23 protein-coding genes are annotated in these 22,939 nt (G+C 59.8%); 11 read left to right on the forward strand and 12 right to left on the reverse strand.

Annotated elements, in window-relative coordinates; translation table 11 throughout:
- Nucleotides 1-86: 86 nt before the first annotated feature.
- Nucleotides 87-1,199 carry an enoyl-CoA hydratase/isomerase family protein gene (locus PMI28_RS20060; protein ID WP_007984717.1) on the reverse strand — a complete coding sequence of 371 codons (1,113 nt, stop codon included), beginning with the start codon at nt 1,197-1,199 and terminating at the stop codon, nt 87-89.
- 132 nt (nt 1,200-1,331) lie between these two features.
- Here PMI28_RS20060 and ung point away from each other — a divergent pair, with 132 nt between their 5' ends.
- Nucleotides 1,332-2,024 carry a uracil-DNA glycosylase gene (gene ung / locus PMI28_RS20055; RefSeq protein WP_007996228.1) on the forward strand — a complete coding sequence of 231 codons (693 nt, stop codon included), beginning with the start codon at nt 1,332-1,334 and terminating at the stop codon, nt 2,022-2,024.
- A gap of 158 nt (nt 2,025-2,182) precedes the next feature.
- Here the strand turns inward: ung and PMI28_RS20050 are convergent, their stop codons facing one another.
- The 5 genes from PMI28_RS20050 to PMI28_RS20030 are packed head-to-tail and all read right to left on the reverse strand — an operon-like array spanning nt 2,183 to nt 7,557.
- On the reverse strand, nt 2,183-3,223 hold the full coding sequence (locus PMI28_RS20050) for an AbrB family transcriptional regulator (protein ID WP_007984721.1): 1,041 nt from the start codon (nt 3,221-3,223) through the stop codon (nt 2,183-2,185).
- The gene (locus PMI28_RS20045) at nt 3,216-4,730 is read right to left on the reverse strand and encodes a tripartite tricarboxylate transporter permease (RefSeq protein ID WP_007984722.1); all 1,515 of its coding nucleotides are present in this window, start codon (nt 4,728-4,730) and stop codon (nt 3,216-3,218) included. The genes PMI28_RS20050 and PMI28_RS20045 overlap by 8 nt, the downstream gene beginning before the upstream one ends.
- 1 nt (nt 4,731) lies before the next feature.
- Nucleotides 4,732-5,190, reverse strand: a complete 459-nt coding sequence (locus tag PMI28_RS20040; RefSeq protein WP_007984725.1) for a tripartite tricarboxylate transporter TctB family protein — start codon at nt 5,188-5,190, stop codon at nt 4,732-4,734.
- 60 nt (nt 5,191-5,250) lie between these two features.
- Nucleotides 5,251-6,228 (reverse strand): Bug family tripartite tricarboxylate transporter substrate binding protein, encoded by a 978-nt coding sequence (locus PMI28_RS20035; protein WP_007984726.1) that lies wholly within the window; start codon nt 6,226-6,228, stop codon nt 5,251-5,253.
- Between the two features lie 39 nt (nt 6,229-6,267).
- Nucleotides 6,268-7,557 (reverse strand): OprD family porin, encoded by a 1,290-nt coding sequence (locus PMI28_RS20030; protein WP_007984727.1) that lies wholly within the window; start codon nt 7,555-7,557, stop codon nt 6,268-6,270.
- Nucleotides 7,558-7,794: 237 nt separating this feature from the next.
- Between PMI28_RS20030 and PMI28_RS20025 the strand changes: the two genes are divergently transcribed.
- Both PMI28_RS20025 and PMI28_RS20020 read left to right on the forward strand, forming a co-directional pair.
- Nucleotides 7,795-8,466, forward strand: a complete 672-nt coding sequence (locus tag PMI28_RS20025) for a response regulator (protein ID WP_007979804.1) — start codon at nt 7,795-7,797, stop codon at nt 8,464-8,466.
- Nucleotides 8,459-9,847 (forward strand): sensor histidine kinase, encoded by a 1,389-nt coding sequence (locus tag PMI28_RS20020; protein ID WP_007984735.1) that lies wholly within the window; start codon nt 8,459-8,461, stop codon nt 9,845-9,847. Before PMI28_RS20025 ends, PMI28_RS20020 begins: the two co-directional genes overlap by 8 nt.
- A 119-nt stretch (nt 9,848-9,966) precedes the next feature.
- Here the strand turns inward: PMI28_RS20020 and PMI28_RS20015 are convergent, their stop codons facing one another.
- Both PMI28_RS20015 and ygfZ read right to left on the reverse strand, forming a co-directional pair.
- Nucleotides 9,967-10,788 carry an HDOD domain-containing protein gene (locus PMI28_RS20015; protein WP_007984737.1) on the reverse strand — a complete coding sequence of 274 codons (822 nt, stop codon included), beginning with the start codon at nt 10,786-10,788 and terminating at the stop codon, nt 9,967-9,969.
- Between the two features lie 34 nt (nt 10,789-10,822).
- Entirely contained in the window at nt 10,823-11,764 is a 942-nt protein-coding gene (gene ygfZ, locus PMI28_RS20010; protein ID WP_007984738.1) for a CAF17-like 4Fe-4S cluster assembly/insertion protein YgfZ, read from the reverse strand.
- A 149-nt stretch (nt 11,765-11,913) separates the two neighbouring features.
- Here ygfZ and PMI28_RS20005 point away from each other — a divergent pair, with 149 nt between their 5' ends.
- Nucleotides 11,914-12,168, forward strand: coding sequence for an FAD assembly factor SdhE (locus PMI28_RS20005; RefSeq protein WP_007979797.1), 255 nt, complete (start codon nt 11,914-11,916; stop codon nt 12,166-12,168).
- Nucleotides 12,152-12,604 carry a protein YgfX gene (locus PMI28_RS0128395; protein WP_033063197.1) on the forward strand — a complete coding sequence of 151 codons (453 nt, stop codon included), beginning with the start codon at nt 12,152-12,154 and terminating at the stop codon, nt 12,602-12,604. The genes PMI28_RS20005 and PMI28_RS0128395 overlap by 17 nt, the downstream gene beginning before the upstream one ends.
- Here PMI28_RS0128395 and nadB read toward each other — a convergent pair.
- On the reverse strand, nt 12,573-14,189 hold the full coding sequence (gene nadB, locus PMI28_RS20000; protein WP_007984739.1) for an L-aspartate oxidase: 1,617 nt from the start codon (nt 14,187-14,189) through the stop codon (nt 12,573-12,575). The two genes, PMI28_RS0128395 and nadB, sit on opposite strands and share 32 nt — an antisense overlap.
- 552 nt (nt 14,190-14,741) lie before the next feature.
- On the opposite strand from nadB, the gene rpoE reads away from it, so the two are divergent.
- The 4 genes from rpoE to PMI28_RS19980 all read left to right on the forward strand — a co-directional run bounded on the left by rpoE (nt 14,742) and on the right by PMI28_RS19980 (nt 18,513).
- Nucleotides 14,742-15,323 carry an RNA polymerase sigma factor RpoE gene (gene rpoE / locus PMI28_RS19995; protein WP_003172477.1) on the forward strand — a complete coding sequence of 194 codons (582 nt, stop codon included), beginning with the start codon at nt 14,742-14,744 and terminating at the stop codon, nt 15,321-15,323.
- A 31-nt stretch (nt 15,324-15,354) separates the two neighbouring features.
- The gene (locus PMI28_RS19990) at nt 15,355-15,942 is read left to right on the forward strand and encodes a sigma-E factor negative regulatory protein (RefSeq protein WP_007984741.1); all 588 of its coding nucleotides are present in this window, start codon (nt 15,355-15,357) and stop codon (nt 15,940-15,942) included.
- 8 nt (nt 15,943-15,950) lie between these two features.
- A complete protein-coding gene (locus PMI28_RS19985) occupies nt 15,951-16,910 on the forward strand; it encodes a MucB/RseB C-terminal domain-containing protein (RefSeq protein WP_007984742.1) in 960 nt (319 codons plus the stop codon).
- A gap of 178 nt (nt 16,911-17,088) precedes the next feature.
- Nucleotides 17,089-18,513: a DegQ family serine endoprotease gene (locus tag PMI28_RS19980; protein WP_007984744.1), complete on the forward strand. Its 1,425-nt coding sequence runs from the start codon at nt 17,089-17,091 to the stop codon at nt 18,511-18,513.
- A gap of 81 nt (nt 18,514-18,594) precedes the next feature.
- Here PMI28_RS19980 and PMI28_RS19975 read toward each other — a convergent pair whose 3' ends face one another.
- A complete protein-coding gene (locus PMI28_RS19975) occupies nt 18,595-20,028 on the reverse strand; it encodes a M48 family metalloprotease (RefSeq protein ID WP_007984746.1) in 1,434 nt (477 codons plus the stop codon).
- 100 nt (nt 20,029-20,128) lie between these two features.
- Here PMI28_RS19975 and PMI28_RS19970 point away from each other — a divergent pair, with 100 nt between their 5' ends.
- On the forward strand, nt 20,129-20,368 hold the full coding sequence (locus tag PMI28_RS19970; RefSeq protein ID WP_007984748.1) for a sulfurtransferase TusA family protein: 240 nt from the start codon (nt 20,129-20,131) through the stop codon (nt 20,366-20,368).
- Nucleotides 20,369-20,399: 31 nt separating this feature from the next.
- Nucleotides 20,400-21,470: an AI-2E family transporter gene (locus PMI28_RS19965; RefSeq protein WP_007979780.1), complete on the forward strand. Its 1,071-nt coding sequence runs from the start codon at nt 20,400-20,402 to the stop codon at nt 21,468-21,470.
- A 145-nt stretch (nt 21,471-21,615) separates the two neighbouring features.
- On the opposite strand, the gene PMI28_RS19960 is transcribed toward PMI28_RS19965, so the two are convergent.
- Complete coding sequence (locus PMI28_RS19960) at nt 21,616-22,089, reverse strand: peroxiredoxin (protein WP_007984751.1); 474 nt, start codon at nt 22,087-22,089, stop codon at nt 21,616-21,618.
- Between the two features lie 10 nt (nt 22,090-22,099).
- Entirely contained in the window at nt 22,100-22,660 is a 561-nt protein-coding gene (locus PMI28_RS19955) for a glycine cleavage system protein R (protein WP_007984753.1), read from the reverse strand.
- Nucleotides 22,661-22,939 lie beyond the last annotated feature (279 nt).

Below are 22,939 nucleotides of genomic sequence, written 5' to 3' on the forward strand. Positions count from 1 at the left end.
GCGGGCTTGCTCGCGAAGGCGGAGTGTCAGACAACATCAATGTTTCTGAGACGACGCCTTCGCGAGCAAGCCCGCTCCCACAGTTTTCAGTATTCGGACAAGTCCGCCAGTGGATGCCGACCTTCCCATGCCTTGTGAAAGTGCGCTTGCACCACCGCGTCCGGCACGTTGTTGATGTCCGGCCAATGCCAGTGCGGCTTCTGATCCTTGTCGATCAGCCGGGCACGTACGCCTTCGCTGAACTCCGGATGACGACAGCAGTTGAGGCTCAGGGTGTATTCCATCTGAAAGACCTCGGCCAGCGACAGGTGCCGGGCACGGATGATCTGCTCCCACACCAGGTGCGCGGTCAGCGGCGAGCCTTCGCTCATGGTCCTGGCCGCGCGGCTCAGCAACAGATCGGTGTGATCGCGCAAGGCGCTGATGGCCTTCCAGGCGCAACGCACGTCGCTGACATCCAGCAGCTCGTCGATCTGCTGGCGCCGCGGCAACCACTGGGCTTCGGGCATTTGCGCCACGGCTTCCTGCTGCAAGGCCTTGAGCAGGCTGTTGAGCTGCATGGGTGTCTGTTCCTGCCAGTTCAGTTGCAACAGACCTTCGATCAATTCCGGCTGCTGTTCATCGAGCAGGAAACGGTCGGCCAGGTCCAGGTCGATGGCATCGCGACCGTTCATGTGTGCACCGGTCAGGCCCAGGAACAACCCGAGCTTGCCGGGCAGGCGCGACAGGAACCAACTGCCGCCAACGTCCGGGTACAGACCGATGCTGATCTCGGGCATCGCCAAGCGGCTGCTCGGTGTGACGATGCGTATGTTCGCACCTTGCAATAACCCCACGCCGCCGCCCAGCACATAGCCATGACCCCAACAGATCAACGGTTTCGGGTAGGTGTGCAGATTGAAGTCCAGGCGATATTCCGCCGCAAAAAAGTGCGCGGCCAGTGGCGGCACTTCCCCGGGGTGCGCGCGGCAGGCTTCGACCAGGCTGCGTACTTCACCCCCGGCGCAAAAAGCCTTGGGGCCATTACCGCGCAACAGCACGCAGACAATTTGCGGGTCCTTGGCCCAGGCTTCCATACGGTCGCGCAGGGCGTTGATCATAGGCAGGGACAGGGCGTTCAGGGATTTTTCTGCATCCAGGCTGGCGATGCCGATGCGGGCGCCGTCGGTGCCGGTGAGTTCTTCGAAGTGCAGATTCATCGTGACCTCGATCGGGAATTTGAAGGTTAAGTATGATCGCAGTGTAGGAAAGTGCCGGATCTGCGTCAGATCAATTGACAAGCGTGGTGCGCTTTCCTAGGGTTCGCCCCATTGTTTCTGCCGGGTATGACCATGACTGCTGACGACCGTATCAAACTCGAACCGAGCTGGAAGGAAGCACTGCGTGCCGAATTCGACCAGCCCTACATGACAGAGTTGCGAAACTTCCTGCAACAGGAGCGGGCGGCCGGCAAGGAGATCTATCCGCCGGGGCCGATGATTTTCAACGCGCTCAATTCCACGCCGCTGAACAAGGTCAAAGTGGTGATCCTCGGTCAGGATCCTTATCACGGCCCGGGCCAGGCCCATGGTTTGTGCTTTTCGGTGCAACCCGGCGTGCCGGCGCCACCGTCATTGGTGAACATTTACAAAGAACTCAAACGCGACCTGAACATCGATATCCCCAACCATGGCTACTTGCAGAGCTGGGCCGATCAGGGCGTGTTGATGCTCAACACCACCATGACCGTCGAGCGTGCCAATGCCAATGCGCACAAGGACAAGGGCTGGCAGTTTTTCACCGATCGGGTCATTGAAGTGGTCAGCCAGCAGCAACCGCACCTGGTGTTCATGCTGTGGGGCGCCCATGCCCAGAGCAAGCAGAAACTGATCGATGCCACCAAGCACCTGGTGCTGACTTCGGTGCACCCGTCACCGCTATCGGCCTATCGCGGCTTCCTCGGGTGCGGGCACTTCAGCCGCACCAACAAGTTTCTTGAGCAGAATGGCGAAACGCCGATCGAGTGGCGGTTGCCACCGGTTTGATGATTGCCCGTATGGGCCTTTGTGGCGAGGGAGCTTGCTCCCGCTCGGTTGCGTAGCAGCCGTAAAGCCTGCATATGCGGTGCGCCTGAAGAAACTGGATGTGGAAAGAGGGGCTGCTTCGCAGCCCAGCGGGAGCAAGCTCCCTCGCCACAGGTCTTTCAGACAGAATCCGGTTGTCGGTCCCAGTACTTGAACAACGGTTCCGCCAGAAACAGCACAAACAACAACCGCATCACCTGCATCGCCGTCACCAGCGGCACCGACAGTTGCAGGGTTTCCGCCGTCAGGCTCATCTCGGCAATGCCGCCGGGCATCATGCCCAATGTCAGTGAGCGCAGATCCAGGTGGGTCAGCGCACTCAAACCCAGGGCTGCTACGGTCGCGATCAGCATGGTCAACACCGTGCCGATCAAGGTGCGGCCCATGAACGATGGCGCACGCCGGAAAAACTGCCGGTTGAAGTGACAGCCCAGTCCGCTACCGATCAGCCATTGGCCGATCTGGCTGCCGCCATTGGGCAAACCGATGTGCAAATCCCAGCCGATGCTGACGGCCGCACTGACCAGCAACGGCCCGAACAGCCAGGGATTGGGTTGACGCAGGCGTTCCCAGATCCAGGCCGCCAATGCGCCTGCCGGGAACAGCAGGGCCAGCCAGCGCCAGTCCACGGCGGTGGCATGTAAAACCGGGGCACCATCGCCCAGTAGATATTTGAAAGCCGCCGGCACGCAGAGCACTACGACCAACACCCGCAGACTCTGCCCCGCCGCGACACGGCTGAGTACCGCGCCGTTGCGTGCGCCAAGGTTGACCATCTCCCCGGAACCGCCGGGCATGCTGGAAAAAAACGCCGTGGCACGATCTTCACCGGTGCGGCGCATCAGCCACACGCCGACCACGGCGGACAGGCTGGTGACCAACGCACCGAAGAAGATCAGACCGAAATGACTCAGCACCTGCTCCATCACCACCGGGGTGAAGTGCAGGCCAATGCCGATACCGACAATCCACTGGCCGCACTTGCGGCCGCCAGGGATTTCCGCCAATTGCCAGGGTGTCAGGCAGCGCACGAGGATGATCGCCAGCAATGAGCCGACCATCCACGGCAAAGGCCAGCCGACCTGGCTGGCGAGGTAACCGCCGAGCAGGCCGACCAGCGGGGTTCCCCACCAGTTTCTGAAGGGTGACCGATCAGACATCGGCAATAGCGCGTTGCGCGACCGAGCGTTTGCGCCAGATACGGATGATCGGCATCAACAGCATGATCGCCGTCAGTACCCAGACACCAAAGGTGATCGGGCTCGACCAGAGGATTTCCAGCGCACCGTTGGAAATCGACAGGGCGCGACGCAGGTTCTGCTCCATCAGGCCACCGAGGATGAAACCCAGCAACAGCGGAGACAACGGGAAGTCCAGCTTGCGCAGGATGTAGCCGAAGATGCCGATACCGATCATCAGGAACAGGTCGAATGTGGTGGCGTGCACGGCGTAGACGCCGATCCCGGTAATGATGGCGATCACCGGCACCAGCGCCCAGTTCGGCACGGCGAGGATGCGGGTGAACACGCGGATCATCGGGATGTTGAGGATCACCAGCATCACGTTGGCAATGAACAACGACGCGATCAGGCCCCAGACAATGTCGGGTTGTTCCTGGAACAACAGTGGACCGGGGGTGATGTTGTACAGCGACAGCGCGCCAATCATCACTGCCGTGGTGCCGGAACCTGGAACGCCGAGGGTCAGCATCGGCACCAGCGCACCGCAAGCCGCGCCACCGATGGCGGTTTCCGGAGCGGCGAGACCGCGCATGTCACCCTGGCCGAAAGTACCCTTGGCACCGGCGATGCGTTTTTCAGTCATGTAGGCCACGGCACTGGCCAGGGTAGCGCCTGCACCCGGCAACACGCCCATGATGAAACCCAGTACGCCGCAACGAATGTTCACCACGAACACCGACGCCGCTTCCTTGAAGTTGAACATCATGCGCCCGGTGGCTTTCACCGCTTCCTGGCCGTGGTGGGTTTTTTCCAGCAACAGAAGGATTTCGCTGATGGAGAACAGGCCCAGCACCAGCACGACGAACTGGATGCCGTCGGTCAGGTGAATATTGTCCCCGGTGAAGCGATACACACCGCTGTTGGCGTCGATGCCGACGGTCGACAGGAACAGTCCGATCAGCGCCGCGATGAACGTCTTCAGCGGACGGTCGCCGGCCATGCCGCCGAGGCAGACAATCGCAAACACCATCAACACGAAGTATTCCGCCGGCCCGAAGGCAATCGCCCATTTCGCCAGTAGCGGGGCGAACAGCACCATGCCGCAAGTGGCGATAAACGCACCGATGAACGAGCTCCATGCCGACAGCGACAGCGCTACACCGGCCAGGCCTTTGCGCGCCATCGGGTAACCGTCGAGGGTGGTCATCACAGTGGAAGCTTCACCCGGAATGTTCAGCAGGATCGAGCTGATCCGGCCGCCGTATTCGCAACCCAGGTACACCGCTGCCAGCAGGATCAGCGCCGACTCCGGAGGCAGGCCAAGGGCGAATGCGATCGGAATCAACAGTGCCACGCCGTTGATCGGACCCAGGCCCGGCAACAGGCCGACCACGGTGCCGATCAGGGTGCCGCACAGTGCGGTCACCAGGTTGTACGGGCTCAGCGCGACGCCGAAGCCCTGACCCAAATAGCCAAGAGTATCCATATCAGTTCTCCAGAACGTCGAGCACGCCAAGTGGCAGCGGCACGTCCATCAAGCGGTCGAACAGCAGGTAAAGACCGACGGCCATCAGGCTGATGATCACCACGCTGGGCACCCAGCGGCCGCCATACAGGCGCGCCATCGGCACACCGGTGATGATGCTGGCGACGATAAAGCCCAGCGGCTCGAAAGTACCGGCGAACACCAGCAACAGCACCACACAGATGCCGATCTTGGTCAGGGTTTCGCGATCCAGCGGCGGCTCGTCAGCACTGTGTTTGATCGGTGCCGGACGGAACACCATGTACAACAGCGCCGAGCCCATCAGGCCGAGCATCAGCAGTGGAAAGGCCCGAGGCCCCACCGGTTCATAGGAAAAAGCCGCTTGGTACGGCCACGCCATCAGCGCCAGGCCGATACAGACCAGTAACAGCACCGCGGCAAAAATGCGTTGTAAGAGCATGGGGAACTCCTGGGCTGCGGCCCCGAAAAAATCAGGGTCGCAGCCGCTAGACAGAGACGATCACTGGATCAGGCCGAACTCTTTGGCCAGCACTTTGTAGTCCGCGACCTGCTTCTTCACGTAGGTGTCCAGCTCGGGGCCGGTCATGGCGAACGGGAAGAGCTCACGTTGATCGCGCAACTTGGCGAAGTCTTCGGAAGCCAGCAGTTTGTCGAAGGCAGCTTTCCACCAGGCGTAGTCTTCGTCGCTGACTTTTGGCCCGAGGTAGAAACCGCGCACCACCGGCCAGACGATGTCGTAGCCTTGCTCTCGGGCGGTCGGGATGTCTTTCATTTCCGGCTCGTCCAGGCGTTTGTCGGAGAACACCGCCAGCAGACGCATGTCGCCGCTCTGGATGTGTGGCATGGAGTCGGAGATGTCGGTGCTGCCGACCTGGATGTGGCCGCCGAGCAGAGCGGTGGCAATTTCACCGCCACCTTCAAGGGCAACGTAACGCAGGTCACGAGGATTGATCCCGGCGGCCTTGGCGATCAGCGCGGTTTGCATCCAGTCCTGGCTGCCGACGGTGCCACCGGATCCGATCACCACTTTGCTCGGATCTTTCTTCAGTGCCTGGACCAGATCGTCCAGGGTCTTGTAAGGCGAATCGCTTTTCACCGCGATGGCGCCATAGCTGGTGCCGACGGCGGCCAGCCAGCGTACGTTGCTTTCATCGAAGCGACCGAATTTGCCTTGGGCCAGGTTCAGCAGCGAACCGCTTGACCATGCCACCAGAGTGCCGGCATCCGCCGGACGCTGGGCAACCACCGCGTTGTACGCCACCGCGCCGACACCGCCGGGCATGTACGTCACGCGCATCGGTTTGGTCAGCAGTTTTTCGTTGATCAGCGCGCTTTGCGCCAGTTTGCAGGTCAGGTCGAAACCACCGCCGGGCGAGGCCGGGGCGATGCATTCCGGGCGTTTTGGTTCGGCAAGCGCTTGGCCGGCGAACAGCAGGACGCTGGCGGCGAGGGCTAGTTTACGCATTGACAGGTTCATTCAAGTCTCCTTGGGAGTTGTTGTTATCGACGTACTGAATTACCAAAGGGCAACGCTATAGCTCACCAGCAGACGTACTTCATCGGCATCGCGAGCGGAGTAATTGGAACGGTAGGTGGCATTGCGCAAGCGCACGGCGACATCCTTGAGTGCGCCGCTTTGTACAACATATTTAATCTCGGAGTTGCGTTCCCACTCTTTGCCTTCGTCACCGTTCTTGAGCTTGATGTTGTCGCCACTCACGTAACGGCTCATGAAGCTCAGGCCAGGGACGCCGAGCGCGACGAAGTCGAAGTCATAGCGCGCTTGCCAGGAGCGTTCCTCGGCGCCGGCAAAGTCGTTGATCTGTACGAAGTTCACCAGGTACGGGTCGCTGCCATCCACATACGGGAATGCGCTGTCGCCGGACATGTGCTGGTAGCCCGCGCTGAACTTGTGCCCGCTCAAGGCGTAACTCACCAGGCCGTTGAGGGACTTGTTGTCGATCTTGCCGCCACGGGCTTCGCCCTGGTCGTCACTGATGGCAAACCGCAGGTCGCTGGCAAAAGTGCCGGGGCCGAACGGTTGCGAGGCGATCAACCCGAGGAAGTGCTGGTTGTAGACTTCATCGAGTTGCGCGAAGTGATAACTGCCGGTGATCTTGTCGGTGAACTTGTAGTCCGCGCCGCCGAAATCGAAGTGCTTGCCGGCCACGGTGCCAGCGAAACGGCTGTTCTTGTTGTTGAGGGCAACGTCCTCGAAGTCGGTGCTGTCGCGATCCTTGGCCTTGTTCAGGCGCCCGCCGGTGAAGGTCAGGTTCTTGATCTCTTTGGAGGTCAGCATGCCGCCTTCAAAGGTCTGCGGCAGGATGCGCCCGTCGTTGGCCTTGAGGATCGGCAATTCCGGAATCAGGCTGCCGATTTTCAGCTCGCTGGCGGAAATTTTCATTTTACCGGTCAGGCCGAGTTTGGAGTATTCATCGACGGCACGCCCATCGTCGGTCGGCAGCAGGCCGGTACCGGTACGATCCGGGCTCGAATCGAGTTTGACCCCCATCATGCCCAGCGCATCGACACCGAACCCCACGGTGCCGTCGGTGTAGCCTGATTTCAGATTGAGCATGAAACCCTGGGCCCACTCGTCGCGCTTGGACTGTTGGGCACTGGTACCGTCGCGAAAATCGCGGTTGAAATACATGTTGCGGGTTTCGAAAGTGGCCGAGCTGTCGTCGACGAATGCGGCCTGGCTCAAAGGTGAAAAACCGGCAAGGGCGGCAGCGCTGGCAAGCGCGGTGTGGCTGAAACGGGAGAGGCGGGCAGGCGCGATAGCCTGGGTCTGCAGGGACTGCATGGATGACTTACTCCGTTTATTGTTCTTATTTGTCGAAAACGCTTCGAGGCGTTTTTCGTAACGCTGTGTGGCGGCAGCGACGGCAGTCGAAACTGTCCGTGGCTGGACTGTAACGGGCTAACCTTTCGCTAACCTTTCAGCTGGCTTTCACGGTTTTCGGGCTTCACAGCGGCGGTTGCGGCTGTAAACTTCGCGCCAGAGAGTGGCGTCGACCATCCCGGAATGAGGTAAAGATCCATGCGTGTCCTGCTCGTCGAAGACCATTTGCAGCTCGCCGAAAGTGTCGCCCAGGCGCTCAAGAGCACCGGGCTGACCGTGGACGTGCTGCACGATGGCGTGGCAGCCGACCTGGCGCTGGGCAGCGAGGAATACGCCATGGCGATCCTCGATGTCGGCTTGCCGCGCATGGATGGTTTCGAAGTGCTGGCGCGTTTGCGGGCGCGGGGCAAGAACCTGCCGGTGTTGATGCTGACCGCGCGCAGCGATGTCAAGGATCGGGTCCACGGCCTGAACCTTGGAGCCGACGATTACCTGGCCAAGCCGTTCGAACTGACCGAGCTCGAAGCCCGGGTCAAAGCCTTGCTGCGTCGCAGTGTGCTGGGCGGTGAGCGCATTCAGCGTTGTGGTGTGCTGGCCTATGACCTGGAAACCCGGCGTTTCACCCTCGGCGAAGAACTGCTGACCCTGACCTCCCGCGAACAGGCTGTACTCGAAGCCCTGATTGCGCGTCCCGGCCGGGTGATGAGCAAGGAGCAACTGGCCTCCCAAGTATTCGGGCTCGATGAAGAGGCCAGTCCCGATGCGATCGAAATCTACGTGCACCGCCTGCGCAAGAAACTCGACGGCCAGCCGGTCGCCATCGTGACCTTCCGCGGCCTCGGTTACTTGCTGGAAAGCCGCGATGCATAAGCCCAGCAGTCTGCGCTGGCGGTTGCTGTGGAACCTGGCGCTATTGTTGGTGGTGTTGATGCTGGCCAGTGGATTGAGCGCCTACTGGAACGGTCGCGAAGCCGCCGACACGGCCTATGACCGCACCTTGCTGGCCTCGGCGCGGACTATCGCCGCGGGCCTGTCCGCGCGCGACGGGAGCCTTAGCCTCGACGTGCCTTATGTCGCCCTCGATACCTTCGCCTACGACAGCGCCGGGCGGATTTTCTATCTGGTCAATGACATCAATCAGAAGCTGATTTCCGGTTACGAAAACCTGCCCGGGCCACCGCCGGGAACGCCGCGCACCGATGACTATCCGGCGCTGGCACGTTTCTACAACGCCCAATACCGTGGGCAGAACGTGCGTGTGGTGAGCCTGCTCAAACCCGTGAGCGAGCCGAACATGAACGGCATGGCGGAAATCCGCGTGGCAGAAACCGATGAAGCGCGAGTGAGCATGGCCCGCAGTCTGGCGGCGGATACTTTGTTACGCCTGGGTATGTTGGCGGGCGGGGCATTGATGCTGGTGTGGTTCGCAGTGAGTGCCGCGTTGCGCCCGTTGGAGCGCTTGCGTACGGCGGTGGAAGAGCGCCAGCCGGACGATCTGCGCCCCCTGCCGTTGGTGGAAGTGCAGCGCGAATTGTGGCCGCTGGTGCGTGCGCTCAATCACTTTACCGAACGCCTGCGCGGGCAGTTCGAGAAACAGGCGCAATTCATCGCCGATGCCGCCCACGAACTGCGTACGCCACTGGCGGCGCTCAAGGCGCGACTGGAACTGGGCATGCGCTCAGCCGAGCCCGATACCTGGCGCAGCACTTTGGAGACCGCAGCCCAAGGCACTGATCGCTTGACCCACTTGGCCAATCAATTGCTTTCCCTGGCACGGGTCGAAAATGGTGCCAGGGCGATTGCCGAGGGCGGCGCGCAGTTACTGGACCTGAGTCAATTGGCCCGGGAACTAGGCATGGCCATGGCGCCGTTGGCGCACAAGCGTGGTATCGCGCTGGCGCTGGAGGCGGAAGAACCCGTCTGGCTGCGGGGTGAGCCGACGCTACTGAACGAACTGTTGAGCAATCTGGTGGATAACGCACTGGCTCACACGCCGCCGGGTGGCAACGTGGTTTTGCGCGTCTCGGCGCCCGCCGTGCTGGAAGTCGAAGATGATGGCCCCGGCATTCCTCTGGAGGAGCGCAATCGGGTATTCGAGCGCTTTTACCGACGCAATCAGCAAGTGGCCGGTTCTGGATTGGGGTTGGCGATTGTCGGTGAGATCTGCCGCGCGCATCTGGCCCAGATCAGCCTGCACGATGGCGAACACGCGGGGTTGAAGGTGCGGGTGAGCTTTATTGCAGGGGATTGAGCAGACCTACTGTGGCGAGGGAGCTTGCTCCCGTTGGACTGCGCAGCAGTCCCCTGCTCTTTAGGGGAAAGGAGGGGCCGCTTCGCGCCCCAGCGGGAGCAAGCTCCTCGCCACAATGATCAGTAAAACATCGAGCGCGTTTCTTCCAGATCGGCACACATCTCCTTGTTGTCCGGATCGATCCCGAGCTTGACGAAAGCGGGTACGCTGAAGGGATCGATGCGCGAGATCGGATGATCAGTGTCTTTGTGGCAATACAGGCTGGCCACCTGTACCAGGTCCACATAGTCGACCTGCGCAGACTGGCGTTTGAAGTTCAGGTATAGCTGCGGCACTTGCACCAGCATGTCGGGAAACTCCCAGACCCTGAGCAGTTTTTCGCCGATCAGCGGATGAATCTGGTCGATCACATGATTGAGGCTGACCGGGTCGGACAGCAGCTCATAGTGATCTTCAGCGTAGGTCAGGATCGGCAGCACGCCGATCTGATGCACCAGCCCGCCAAGGGCCGCCTGATCGGGTTTGAGTCGGGTGTATCGACGGCACAAGGCGTAGCTGACGCCGGCGATTTCCAGGCTTTTACGCCAGACATCGCGCATCTTCTGTTCCACCACGTCGGAGCGGGCATGGAAAATCTGCTCCATGACCAGGCCGATCGCCAGATTACAGCTGTAGTTGATGCCCAGGCGGGTGATCGCGGTATGCAGATCGGTCACTTCCTGGGTTGCGCGCAACAGTGGGCTGTTGACCACTTTGATCAGGCGTGCCGACAGCGCGGTATCACGGCCGATCACTTTGCTCAGGGTACTGACGCTGACTTCCGGGTTTTCCGCGGCCTTGCGAATCTGCAGGGCCACTTCCGGTAACGTTGGCAGAACCAGGTCATCGTTATTGATGGCCTCAACCAAATCCTGTTGGACCTTTTCCGCCAGCTCGCTCATTTAGTCTCTCTAGGTGTCGCGCCAAGTGCTGCCGTTATTGCTGGATTTCGCGATCGCGGTCCAGTTCATAAGGCAGGTCGAGCAGCTGCAAGGACGGCCCTTCGATCGCGCCCAGGTGGATGTCTCCACTGTCTGCTGCTTCGGCTTGCAACACCGCCAGGAGTTCAATGTTTTGCCCGGTGCGGGCAGCCAGCACCACTTCGCCGATGGAGCTGCCGTGGGTCGGGGAAAACAGCGGGACACCCGGTTCAGGCAGCTCGCTGGCTGCCAGTTGCAGGCGATACAAGCGGCGCTTGAGTTTGCCCAGGTACTGCATCCGCGCGACGATTTCCTGCCCGGTGTAGCAACCTTTCTTGAAACTCACGCCACCGACCGCTTGCAGGTTGAGCATCTGCGGGATGAACAACTCGCGGGTGCCGGGCATGACCTGGCCGATCCCTGCGCGGACCTGACCCAGCAGCCATTGATTCAGATCGCCTTCGCTCAGCAAAGCCGACAACTTGCCTTTGACCGCATCGGCTTGACCGGTGACGACCCACAACTCGGCGCGCTCAGGCGAGACACGGATGGCAATCAACCCATCGTTGCGCACGACGCTGTCGGTTTCTGCCGGCAGGTCCAGGCCGAGGCTGGCCAGTGCGGCGTCGCCATGGTCAATGCCGAAGCGGACCCAGGCGGCACTTTCGTCGGTCAGTTTCGACTTGGAAAACACCGCGTACTTTTTCAGGTCCACCAGTTGTGGTTCGAGCAATTCGCTGGCCATGGCCAGGACTACGCCGTCCCCTTCGAGCAGGATGCGGAAACTCGATTGCATCCGGCCTTTTTGGGTGCAGCGCGCACCGAGGCTGGCCCGGGAATCGCTCAGGTAGTCGAGATTGCAGGTCAATTGGCCTTGCAGGAATTTGCTGGCGTCCGCGCCGCGGACCGCGAGAACACCTTCATGAGAAAGGGTGCAGAAAAAAGCAGAATCGGCCATGGGTCATCGCAGGGTAAAGAGTCTGGCGGACATCATAAGGGGACGCCTTGGAAATGGGTAGTTCACAAAGGATCACCGGTGCCCGACCAAAGCCGACTGTTCGACCGGGCGCGGGCCTGTATACTTGCGGCCTATTTGAGGAGCGCTCCATGGTCGAAGATGTTGAACTGAACCGCCTCTTTTGGCACAGCCGCCGTGGCATGCTTGAGCTTGACGTGTTGCTGGTACCGTTCACGAAAGAGGTTTACGCAACGCTCAACGAGGTGGATCGCGCGTTGTACGTTCGACTGCTGACGTGTGAGGATCAGGACATGTTCGGCTGGTTCATGGAACGCAGCGAATCGGAAGATCCCGAGCTGCAACGCATGGTTCGCATGATCCTGGATCGTGTCCAGCCCAAGTAATTCGTTCGAATGCCGCTGGCATGCCTCACGGCAATTGCTGGCGGCATATCTTTTCGCCCAACTGTTCGCGTTGGGCTCGCTGTTTTTACTGTCAATTCCGCTCTGGGCCAGCTCGCTCGGCGTTGTGCTGTGCGTGGCTCATGGAGTCTGGCTGTTGCCCCGGCAGATCCTGCTGACGCACCCGCAGGCATTTTGTGGCTTGCGGCGCGATACCGAAGGCTGGCAGTTGTGGAGTCGGGCCAAAGGTTGGCAGCCCGTGCAACTAAGGCCGGACAGCCTGGCGCTGCCGTTGATTGTGGTATTGCGCTTTCGTCTGCGTGGCGAGCGCCGGGTCAGGGCCATTTGTGTGCCCCGGGATGCGCAGGCGGCGGATGTGCACCGACGCCTGCGGGTCCGGCTCAAATTCAGCCGCCGTAGGTGGGCGGCACCAGAATAGTGTCCAGCGCGACCGGCAACATGTCCGGATAGTCGAGGGTGTAATGCAGGCCACGGCTTTCCTTGCGCTCCATGGCTGACAGAATCATCAGCTCGGCCACTTGGGCCAGGTTGCGCAGCTCGATCAAATCCCGGCTGACCTTGTAGTTGCTGTAGAACTCGTCGATTTCATCCAGCAACAGTTGTACGCGGTGTTGCGCCCGTTGCAGGCGTTTGTTGGTGCGTACGATACCGACGTAGTCCCACATGAAACGCCGCAACTCATCCCAGTTGTGCGCAATGATCACGTCTTCATCGGAATCGGTGACCTGGCTCGCATCCCAGGCGGGAAGGGGGGCAGGCATCGAAACGCGGGGCAGTTGTTCGAGAATGTCTGCCGCCGCCGAGCGGGCATAAACGAAGCATTCCAGCAGCGAGTTGCTGGCCATGCGGTTGGCGCCGTGCAGGCCGGTGAAACTGGTTTCGCCAATGGCATAGAGCCCTGGCACATCGGTGCGGCCCTGCTGGTCGACCATCACGCCGCCACAGGTGTAGTGCGCCGCCGGTACCACCGGAATCGGTTGTTTGGTGATATCGATGGAAAATTCCAGGCAGCGTTCGTACACCGTCGGGAAGTGTGTCTTGATGAAGGCTTCGGGCTTGTGGCTGATGTCCAGATAGACGCAATCGACACCCAGGCGTTTCATTTCATGGTCGATGGCCCGGGCGACGATGTCCCGTGGCGCCAACTCGGCACGTGGATCGAAGCGCGGCATGAAGCGCTCGCCGTTTGGCAGTTTCAGGTGGGCACCTTCGCCGCGCAGGGCTTCGGTGATCAGGAAGCTCTTGGCTTGCGGGTGGTACAGGCAAGTGGGGTGGAACTGGTTGAATTCCAGGTTCGCCACCCGGCAGCCCGAGCGCCAGGCCATGGCGATGCCATCGCCGCAGGCGCCGTCGGGGTTACTGGTGTAAAGGTAAACCTTGGCCGCGCCACCTGAGGCGAGGATCACAAAACGCGCGCCGTAAGTGTCGACTTCGCCGGTGCCGCGATTGAGCACATAAGCGCCGAGGCAGCGATCACCTTCGAGTCCCAGGCGTTTCTCCGTGATCAGGTCAACCGCAACCCGTTGCTCCAGCAGCTCAATGTTCGGTCGTTTCCTGGCCTGGTCGAGCAGGGTTGTGAAAATGGCAGCGCCCGTGGCATCGGCGGCGTGGATGATGCGCCGATGGCTGTGGCCGCCCTCGCGGGTCAGGTGGAACTCGAACCCGCCATCTTCATTACTCGACTGTTCATCGCGGGTAAAGGGCACGCCTTGGTCGATCAGCCATTGAATCGCTTCCTTGCTGTGCTCGACGGTAAAGCGCACGGCATCCTCATGGCACAGGCCGCCGCCGGCATTGAGCGTGTCATCGACATGGGATTCAACGGTATCGGTGTCATCCAGCACGGCAGCAACGCCACCCTGGGCCCAGAAAGTCGAGCCATTGGCGAGGTTGCCCTTGCTCAATACGGCAATGCGCAAATGACCGGGCAAGGTCAGCGCAAGGCTCAAGCCGGCAGCACCGCTGCCAATTACCAGAACATCGTGTTGAAACTGTTGGCTCATTTCAGGATTCCGCTCAAAGCGACCCGGGTCGGGGGTGGCGCAGCTGGACTGGCGAGTCGAGGCAGCCGCACCGCCTACTAGTATATAGAGGGGGGGAGCGGCACAATACCCGAGCCAGCATGGCATTGTGAAACTACTGTGACGCAAAACATCGGTCGCTTCGTCGGATGTTTTTCTGCCCGTTGGGCGCGAGAATGACTGTATCGCCGATTTAACAGTCTTTTTCCCTTCACGGTTGCACAATGTCGGGTTGGCACGGCTATAAATATTTGGAACTTTTGCCAAAGGGCCAAGATCAATAGACGGTTGCCTGAAACAAGGGACAGTGTCGGTTTCAGTGGGGGATGGCAGTTCGATCCTTGCTGAAGAATCCGATGACAAGATTATCCGCGCAGCCGGGTCAACTCGTGCTGCGCTTTTCGTGCGTGCCAAATCAGAGCCCGCAGGAAACTTGCCTGGAGGGGGAGAACTTTTGCGAAAAGCCCGAGTCTATGTTTGCAAGTCTGGTCGTTTAGTTCTGCAAGCCTCCTCCGAGCTCATCGAGGAGTGTTCATGCTAACCCAGGAAGAGGATCAGCAACTGGTCGAACGCGTTCAGCGCGGCGACAAGCGTGCTTTCGATCTGCTAGTGCTGAAATACCAGCACAAAATTCTCGGGTTGATCGTGCGTTTTGTGCACGACACCCATGAAGCCCAGGATGTGGCACAAGAAGCCTTTATCAAGGCGTACCGTGCACTTGGAAATTTTCGCGGAGACAGTGCGTTTTATACGTGGCTTTACCGCATCGCCATCAATACGGCGAAAAACTATCTGGTTTCACGCGGCCGTCGGCCGCCGGATAGCGATGTCAGTTCCGAGGATGCAGAGTTCTACGATGGCGATCATGGCCTCAAGGATCTCGAGTCGCCAGAGCGGGCCTTGCTGCGGGATGAGATCGAAGGCACCGTCCATCGAACCATTCAGCAACTGCCGGAAGATTTGCGTACGGCTTTAACTTTACGTGAGTTTGATGGTCTGAGTTACGAGGACATTGCGAGTGTCATGCAATGTCCGGTAGGCACCGTGCGCTCCCGGATCTTCCGCGCCCGGGAGGCCATCGACAAAGCCCTGCAGCCGTTGTTGCAGGAAAACTAAAGACAGCGGCGACAGCCAAGAGAGGAACGCCATGAGTCGTGAAGCCCTGCAGGAATCGCTGTCCGCAGTGATGGATAACGAAGCGGACGAATTGGAATTACGTCGGGTATTGAATGCCTGTGACGATGTTGAAACTCGTGATACCTGGGCTCGTTATCAGATCGCTCGGGCAGTGATGCACAAGGATCTGCTGCTTCCGCGTCTGGATATCGCTGCGGCTGTTTCTGCTGCCCTGGCTGACGAAGCCGTACCGGCAAAAGCTTCCCGCGGTCCATGGCGCAGCCTGGGTCGTCTGGCGGTCGCAGCTTCCGTGACCCTGGCGGTACTGGCCGGTGTGCGTCTGTACAACCAGGATGAGATCGCCGGTGTCGAACTGGCCCAGCAATCCAGTCAACCCGGATTGGCCGTTCCTCAAGTAAAAGGCCCGGCTGTTCTGGCAGGCTACAATGAGAGTTCAGATGCAACTGGCCCAATGGCCAATGGCGTTTTGCAAGGTCAGCCAGGCTGGCACGATCAGCGTCTGCCAGGTTACTTGCGCCAACATGCACAACAGGCTGCACTGAAAGGTACTGAGAGCGCTCTGCCTTACGCTCGTGCCGCAAGTCTGGAAAACCGTTAAGGAGGATCATGCGCGCCATACCTCTACTTTCGCTTCTGCTCAGCGGCTGGTTCATCGTTCCAGCCCAAGCCGATGAAGCCCAGGACTGGTTGACCCGCCTGGGCCAGGCCGAGCAACAGCAAAGCTTTCAGGGTACTTTCGTCTACGAGCGTAACGGTAGTTTTTCTACCCATAACATCTGGCACCGCGTCCAGGATGGGAAGGTCCGCGAGCGATTGATCCGGCTCGACGGCTCACCGCAGGAAGTCGTACGCATTGATGGGCATACTCAATGCGTCAGCGGCACCCTGATAGCAGGGCTTGGGGACTCCCCAAACTCCGCTGCCCGTGCACTTGATCCTCAAAAGCTGAAGAATTGGTATGACCTCGCCGTCATCGGCAAGTCGCGTGTCGCCGGGCGTTCGGCGGTAATCGTATCGCTGACTCCCCGCGACCAACACCGCTACGGTTTTGAACTGCATCTGGATAAAGAGACCGGCCTGCCCCTGAAGTCTTTGTTATTGGACGACAAGGGACGGTTGTTGGAGCGCTTCCAGTTCACGCAACTGGATACCGCTGACGCTCCTTCCGAAAACGACTTGCAGGCCAGTAATGATTGCAAGGCAGTCAATCTCGAAAGCGACAAGGCTTCCGCAGTCAAAGCCGCACAGGTCTGGCATTCGGACTGGCTACCACCCGGTTTCGAGCTGACCAGCAGTACGGCGCGCAAGGATCCGGAAACCAAAACCCAGGTCAACAGTCTGCTGTATGACGATGGCCTGGCGCGTTTTTCGGTGTTCCTGGAGCCTTTGAACGGTGCAACCGTCACCGATACCCGCACTCAGTTGGGGCCAACCGTCGCGGTTTCCCGGCGCTTGAGCACGGCACAGGGTGACATGATGGTGACCGTCGTCGGCGAGATACCCGTCGGTACCGCTGAACGGATAGCACTTTCGATGCGCTCCGACGCCGCTGCAACCAAGCAGTGAACTGGATTTGAAATGTTTCGTGAGCATTTCAGTTTGCAAATACCCCAAAAATTTTTTATAGGTCAGAGCCCCTCGGCTCTGGCCTTGTTTGTTGTTCCCGGAACAAAAATACCGGCGTATTGTTCCCGGTGTTCCTTGCTCCATATCGCTTAACCATGCTCGTCGTAACGGGAGCCGTATGTCGATACCACGCTTGAAGTCTTACCTTTCCATTATTGCCACTGTCCTGGTGCTCGGTCAGGCGGTCACCGCCCAAGCGGTCGAGTTGCCCGACTTTACGCAATTGGTCGAGCAGGCGTCGCCTGCAGTCGTGAACATCAGTACCACGCAAAAGCTGCCGGATCGCAAAGTCAGCGAGCAGATGCCTGATCTCGAAGGTTTGCCGCCGATGCTGCGCGAATTCTTCGAGCGGGGCATGCCGCCACAATCGCGTTCACCTCGTGACCGTCAGCGCGAGGCAACCTCCCTGGGCTCGGGATTCATCATCTCTTCCGATGGCTACATCCTGACCAACAACCACGTGATCGCCGATGCTGACGAAATCCTCGTCCGCCTGGCTGATCGTAGCGAAATGAAAGCCAAGCTGGTCGGTACCGATCCACGCTCCGACGTGGCGCTGCTGAAAATCGAAGGCAAGGATCTACCGGTGTTGAAACTCGGTAAATCCCAGGACCTGAAGGCCGGCCAATGGGTTGTCGCGATCGGTTCGCCGTTCGGCTTTGACCACACTGTGACCCAAGGCATCGTCAGTGCCGTCGGTCGCAGCCTGCCGAACGAAAACTATGTGCCGTTCATCCAGACCGACGTGCCGATCAACCCGGGTAACTCGGGTGGTCCGCTGTTCAACCTGAACGGTGAGGTGGTCGGGATCAACTCGCAGATTTATACCCGCTCCGGTGGCTTCATGGGTGTGTCGTTTGCGATCCCGATCGATGTGGCCATGGATGTTTCCAATCAGCTGAAATCCGGTGGCAAAGTCAGCCGTGGCTGGCTGGGTGTCGTGATTCAGGAAGTGAGCAAGGACCTGGCCGAGTCGTTCGGTCTGGAGAAGCCGGCGGGTGCGCTGGTTGCCCAAATCCAGGATGATGGCCCGGCTGCCAAGGGTGGCCTGCAAGTGGGCGACGTGATCCTGAGCATGAACGGTCAGCCAATCGTTATGTCGGCCGACTTGCCGCATCTCGTTGGCGCGTTGAAGGCGGGTGCAAAAGCCAATCTGGAAGTCATTCGTGACGGCAAGCGCAAGAATGTCGAGCTGACCGTTGGTGCCATTCCGGAAGAAGGTAAAGAGCTGGGCGCCGAGCCGAAATCCAGCATCGAGCGCAGCAGCAATCGCCTCGGTGTTTCCGTGGTCGAGCTGACTGACGACCAGAAGAAAACCTACGACCTCAAAGGTGGTGTGGTGATCAAGGAAGTGCAGGACGGCCCTGCCGCCATGATCGGCTTGCAGCCGGGTGATGTGATCACCCACCTGAACAACCAGGCGATCGGTTCCACCAAGGAGTTCGCGGACATCGCCAAGGCGCTGCCGAAGAACCGCTCGGTGTCGATGCGGGTTCTGCGTCAGGGGCGTGCGAGCTTCATCACCTTCAAACTGGCTGAATAACCCGGTTGTTGGTTGAATAAAAAAACCGCCTCGAAAGAGGCGGTTTTTTTTTGTCCGGATTTTTTTGTCTCTGGGGGGGCGTCAGCCCATCATGTCCTTGATCATGCGTTCCTGTTCCATCAGCTCGCGTTGCCGTGCGTCGATCCGCGAAGACAGCGGGAAGTTGCTGCCTGCCTTGCGTTTGGCGAAGTCCAGTTGCTGGATGGCCTGTTTGTAGTCCCCGACCAGCGCAAAATATTCGGCGCGAGCCTGATGCAGGCCGATGATATTGCCCGACAGGCCGCGCGTCTCGGCAACCTGATACCACACGTCCGGATCATCCGGGCGCGACTTGAGCAGGCCTTCCAGCGCTTTCTCCGCATCCGCGGCGCGATTCTGCTTGAGCAGCAGGTCGACGCGCACCTGATTCAGCGGATAGTTGCCAGGGTACTGGGTCATCAACCGGTCAACCCGGGACTGTGCATCCGGCAGGCGATTGTTGGTGATGTCCAGATCGACCTGAGCCAGGTTGTAAATGATTTCGTTGGGTGACTTGGCCAGCAGCGGCTTGAGGTTTTCCCGGGCTTCGTTCAATTGGCCGCCCTTGATCTGGGCAATCGCCAGGCCGTAGCGCGCCACGTCGTTTTTCGGGTTCTCATCGAGCAGGGCGCGGAAGCGCTTGGCGCCGAGCCCCGGGGTTTCTTCATAGGTCAGTTGGACGCGCGCGCGAATCAGTTGATAACGCATGCTGTCTTCGATACCGCCCTGTGGCGCCAGTTCGGCGCGGTTGCGGGTGTCGGCGATACGCGATTCGGTGACCGGGTGAGTCAGCAGGAATTCCGGCGGCTTGGCATCGTAGCGGTACTGACGCATCAGGCGCTCGAACATCGTGGGCATCGAGCGGGGGTCGTAACCGGCCTTTTCCAGATTGAGAATGCCGATACGGTCGGCTTCCTGTTCGTTCTGACGGGAAAAGCGCCGCTGTTCCTGAATGGCCGCTGCCTGTGTGCCGGCAATGGCCGCGATCCCGGCGTCACCGGCGCCGGCGGCTGCAACCACGATCCCGGCCAGCAATGCCGCCATCATCGGCACTTGCATGCGTTTTTGTGCTTCGACGCCCCGGGCAAAGTGGCGCTGCGACAAGTGAGCCAATTCGTGCGCCAGTACCGAAGCGTATTCGCCCTCGGTCTGGGCGTTCAGGAATAAGCCACCGTTAACCCCGACAATTCCGCCGGGCGCCGCAAAGGCGTTGAGCTGCGGGCTATTGATCAGGATGAATTCCAGGCGCCGGTCGGTGACCTGGCTGGTCTCCACCAGTCGGTAAACGCTGGATTCCACGTAATCCTTGAGTTGCGGATCGTTGAGCTGCGAAACCTGACTGCGCAACATTGCCAGCCAGGCGCGGCCGAGCTGGTATTCCTGTTGCGGCGAGACAATGGCAGAGCTGGCGTCGCCGAGTGACGGCAAGTCGTCGGCGAAGCCCGGTGAGGCGAGCAGGCAAGCGAGCGTCAGCAGGGTAGGGCGCAAAAATGTCATGCACAAAGCCTTAGTCGACAAAGACCTTACTGTAGCCGGACACCAGCGTTGCGACCAGATATTCTAGGCAACTCAACCACCTGACCCGGAGTGATGCAATATGACCGACGCTGTAGAGCATGACGTTGAACTGGACGCCAGTGGCCTGAATTGCCCGTTGCCGTTGCTCAAGGCCAAGATGGAGCTCAACCGGCTGGCCAGTGGTGCAGTGCTCAAGGTCATCGCCACCGATGCGGGTTCGCAGCGTGACTTTCGCACCTTTGCCCGATTGGCCGGTCATACCCTGCTTCGTGAAGAAGAAGACGCGGGTGTTTACCGCTACTGGTTGAAAAAAGCCTGAAATCGGCTGCGTTTGTCCCTAAGGATTATTGATGTTCAAAGTGTTACGCGACTGGATTCAGCGCTATTTCTCCGATGAAGAAGCGGTGGTGTTGGCTGTCCTGCTGTTTCTGGCGTTCACCGCCGTATTGACTCTGGGCGGTATGCTGGCGCCGGTGCTCGCCGGGATGGTGCTGGCGTACCTGATGCAAGGGTTGGTTGTGACCCTCGAGCGCCTGCGGGTGCCGGGCGGGGTCGCGGTGGGGTTGGTCTTTGCGTTGTTTATGGGGCTGTTGCTGGTGTTCATCGTGGTTGTCGTGCCATTGCTCTGGCATCAACTGATCACGCTGTTCAACGAGTTGCCCGGCATGCTCGCCAAGTGGCAGTCACTGTTGCTGCTGCTGCCCGAGCGCTATCCGCATCTGGTGTCTGATGAGCAAGTGCTGCAAGCCATCGAAGTGGCGCGGGGCGAAATCGGCAAGTTTGGTCAGTGGGCGCTGACATTCTCGCTGTCGAGCCTGCCATTGCTGGTGAACATCATGATTTACCTGGTGCTGGTGCCGATCCTGGTGTTTTTCTTCCTCAAGGATCGGGCCATGATCGGCCAGTGGGTGCGCGGTTACCTGCCCCGTGAGCGGGCGTTGATCACCCGGGTCGCGCATGAGATGAACCGGCAGATCGCCAATTACATTCGCGGCAAGGTCATCGAAATCTTCATTTGCGGTGGCGTGACCTACATTGCCTTTGTTGTTCTTGAGCTCAATTACGCGGCGCTGCTGGCATTGCTGGTGGGGATTTCGGTGGTGGTGCCTTATGTCGGCGCCGTGGTGGTGACAGTGCCTGTGTTTCTGATTGCGCTGTTCCAGTGGGGCTGGAGCGATCAGTTCATCTATCTGATGGCGGTTTACGGGATCATTCAGACGCTGGATGGCAACGTGCTGGTGCCATTGCTGTTCTCGGAGGCGGTCAACCTGCACCCGGTGGCGATCATCTGCGCGGTGCTGCTGTTTGGCGGGTTGTGGGGGTTCTGGGGCGTATTCTTTGCGATTCCCCTGGCGACGCTGTTCAAGGCCGTGCTGGATGCCTGGCCGCGCAAGGAGCCGGAAGTTGCGCCGTTGCTTTGACTGTCAGCGCCAAATTTTCGGTGAAGTCAGGGGCCTCTTCGCGAGCAAGCCCACTCCCACAGTTGACCGAGTTGTTCAGACGAACACGGTCCAAAATGTGGGAGCGGGCTTGCTCGCGAAGGCGTCCGGATAGGCGCTATATGACTCAGGCGTTGTTCAGGGCCTGAGCCGCCGCCAGAACTGCATCCACATGCCCCGGCACCTTCACGCCACGCCATTCCTGACGCAGCACGCCTTTGTCGTCGATCAGGAACGTGCTGCGATCCACGCCCATGTATTCCTTGCCATACAGCTTTTTCAGCTTGATCACGTCGAACAGCTGGCAGATGGCTTCGTCCTTGTCGCTGATCAGCTCAAAGGGGAACTCTTGCTTGCACTTGAAGTTCTCGTGGGATTTCAGGCTGTCGCGAGACACGCCGAACACTTCGGTATTGGCGGCCTTGAACGCAGCATACTGATCACGAAAGCCTTGCCCCTCGGTCGTGCAACCCGGCGTGCTGTCCTTGGGGTAGAAGTAGATCACCACCTGCTTGCCTTTCAGGCCGGCGAGGCTGACGGTGTGCCCGCTGGTGGCGGGGGCTTCGAAATCGGCAACCGGTTGGTCGATGGCAACGGCCATGAAAGCTTCCTTACATTGGGTTCTGTGGGCGCCAGGGTTCGATCAGGGCATCGAGGTTCAGCGCGTCGGCAAAATCCAGGAACTGATCGCGCAGCCAGCTGATCTGCACGCCGGGCGGCAAGGTCACGGTAAACGTGGCATTTAGCATGGTGCCGCCGGTCTGCGGAGCCTGATAAGTGTCGCAGGTCAGGTTTTCCAGTTCGACATTGTGGTCCATGAAGAACTGGCACAGTTCGTTGATGATGTCCGAGCGGTAGGCCGAGCTGACATAAGCGACGTATGGCAGGGCCTGGGGGCGGTTTTCCAGGGCGGCGCTGCGCACCACGTTGACCGTGAACGCATGCCGTTTGGCCAGCACCGGCAGGCTGCCTTCCAGGCGCGCCAGGGCATCCCAGCTACCGGAGATTTCCAGCACCAGCGCACTGCATTCGCCATGACGGGTCAGGCGAGAAGTGACCACGGCGCAGCGGTTTTCATGGCTGGCGCGGCACAGGACGTTGGTCAGCTCCATGGGGTTGGCGCCGAGGGCACTGATAACAAGGAATTGTTCGCGAACTGTGGGGGTGGACATGCAGCATTCCTAAAGCGATGAGCGGTCGATACATCGAAGTGGCGTTTTGTCGGGAGCGAGCCTGCGGATGCGAATTCAGAAAGCCCCAAGCGGCAGGTTGCGACGTGCTCCGCCAGGGCGGGAGCGAGAGGTGGCAACGCTGGATCAGGGCTTGTGATGCCGAAAATGGAGGCTGAAACCCGACGGACGAGCTTGTCTGTACCGATCAAAGTCTGAAGGGTAGCGAAAACCGGCGCCAAGGGGAATGGCGGCAGCACAGTACTTCGCTTGTGCAAGCAT

It is taken from the genome of Pseudomonas sp. GM48 (assembly GCF_000282335.1).
In the GTDB taxonomy this organism is placed as follows: Bacteria; Pseudomonadota; Gammaproteobacteria; order Pseudomonadales; family Pseudomonadaceae; genus Aquipseudomonas.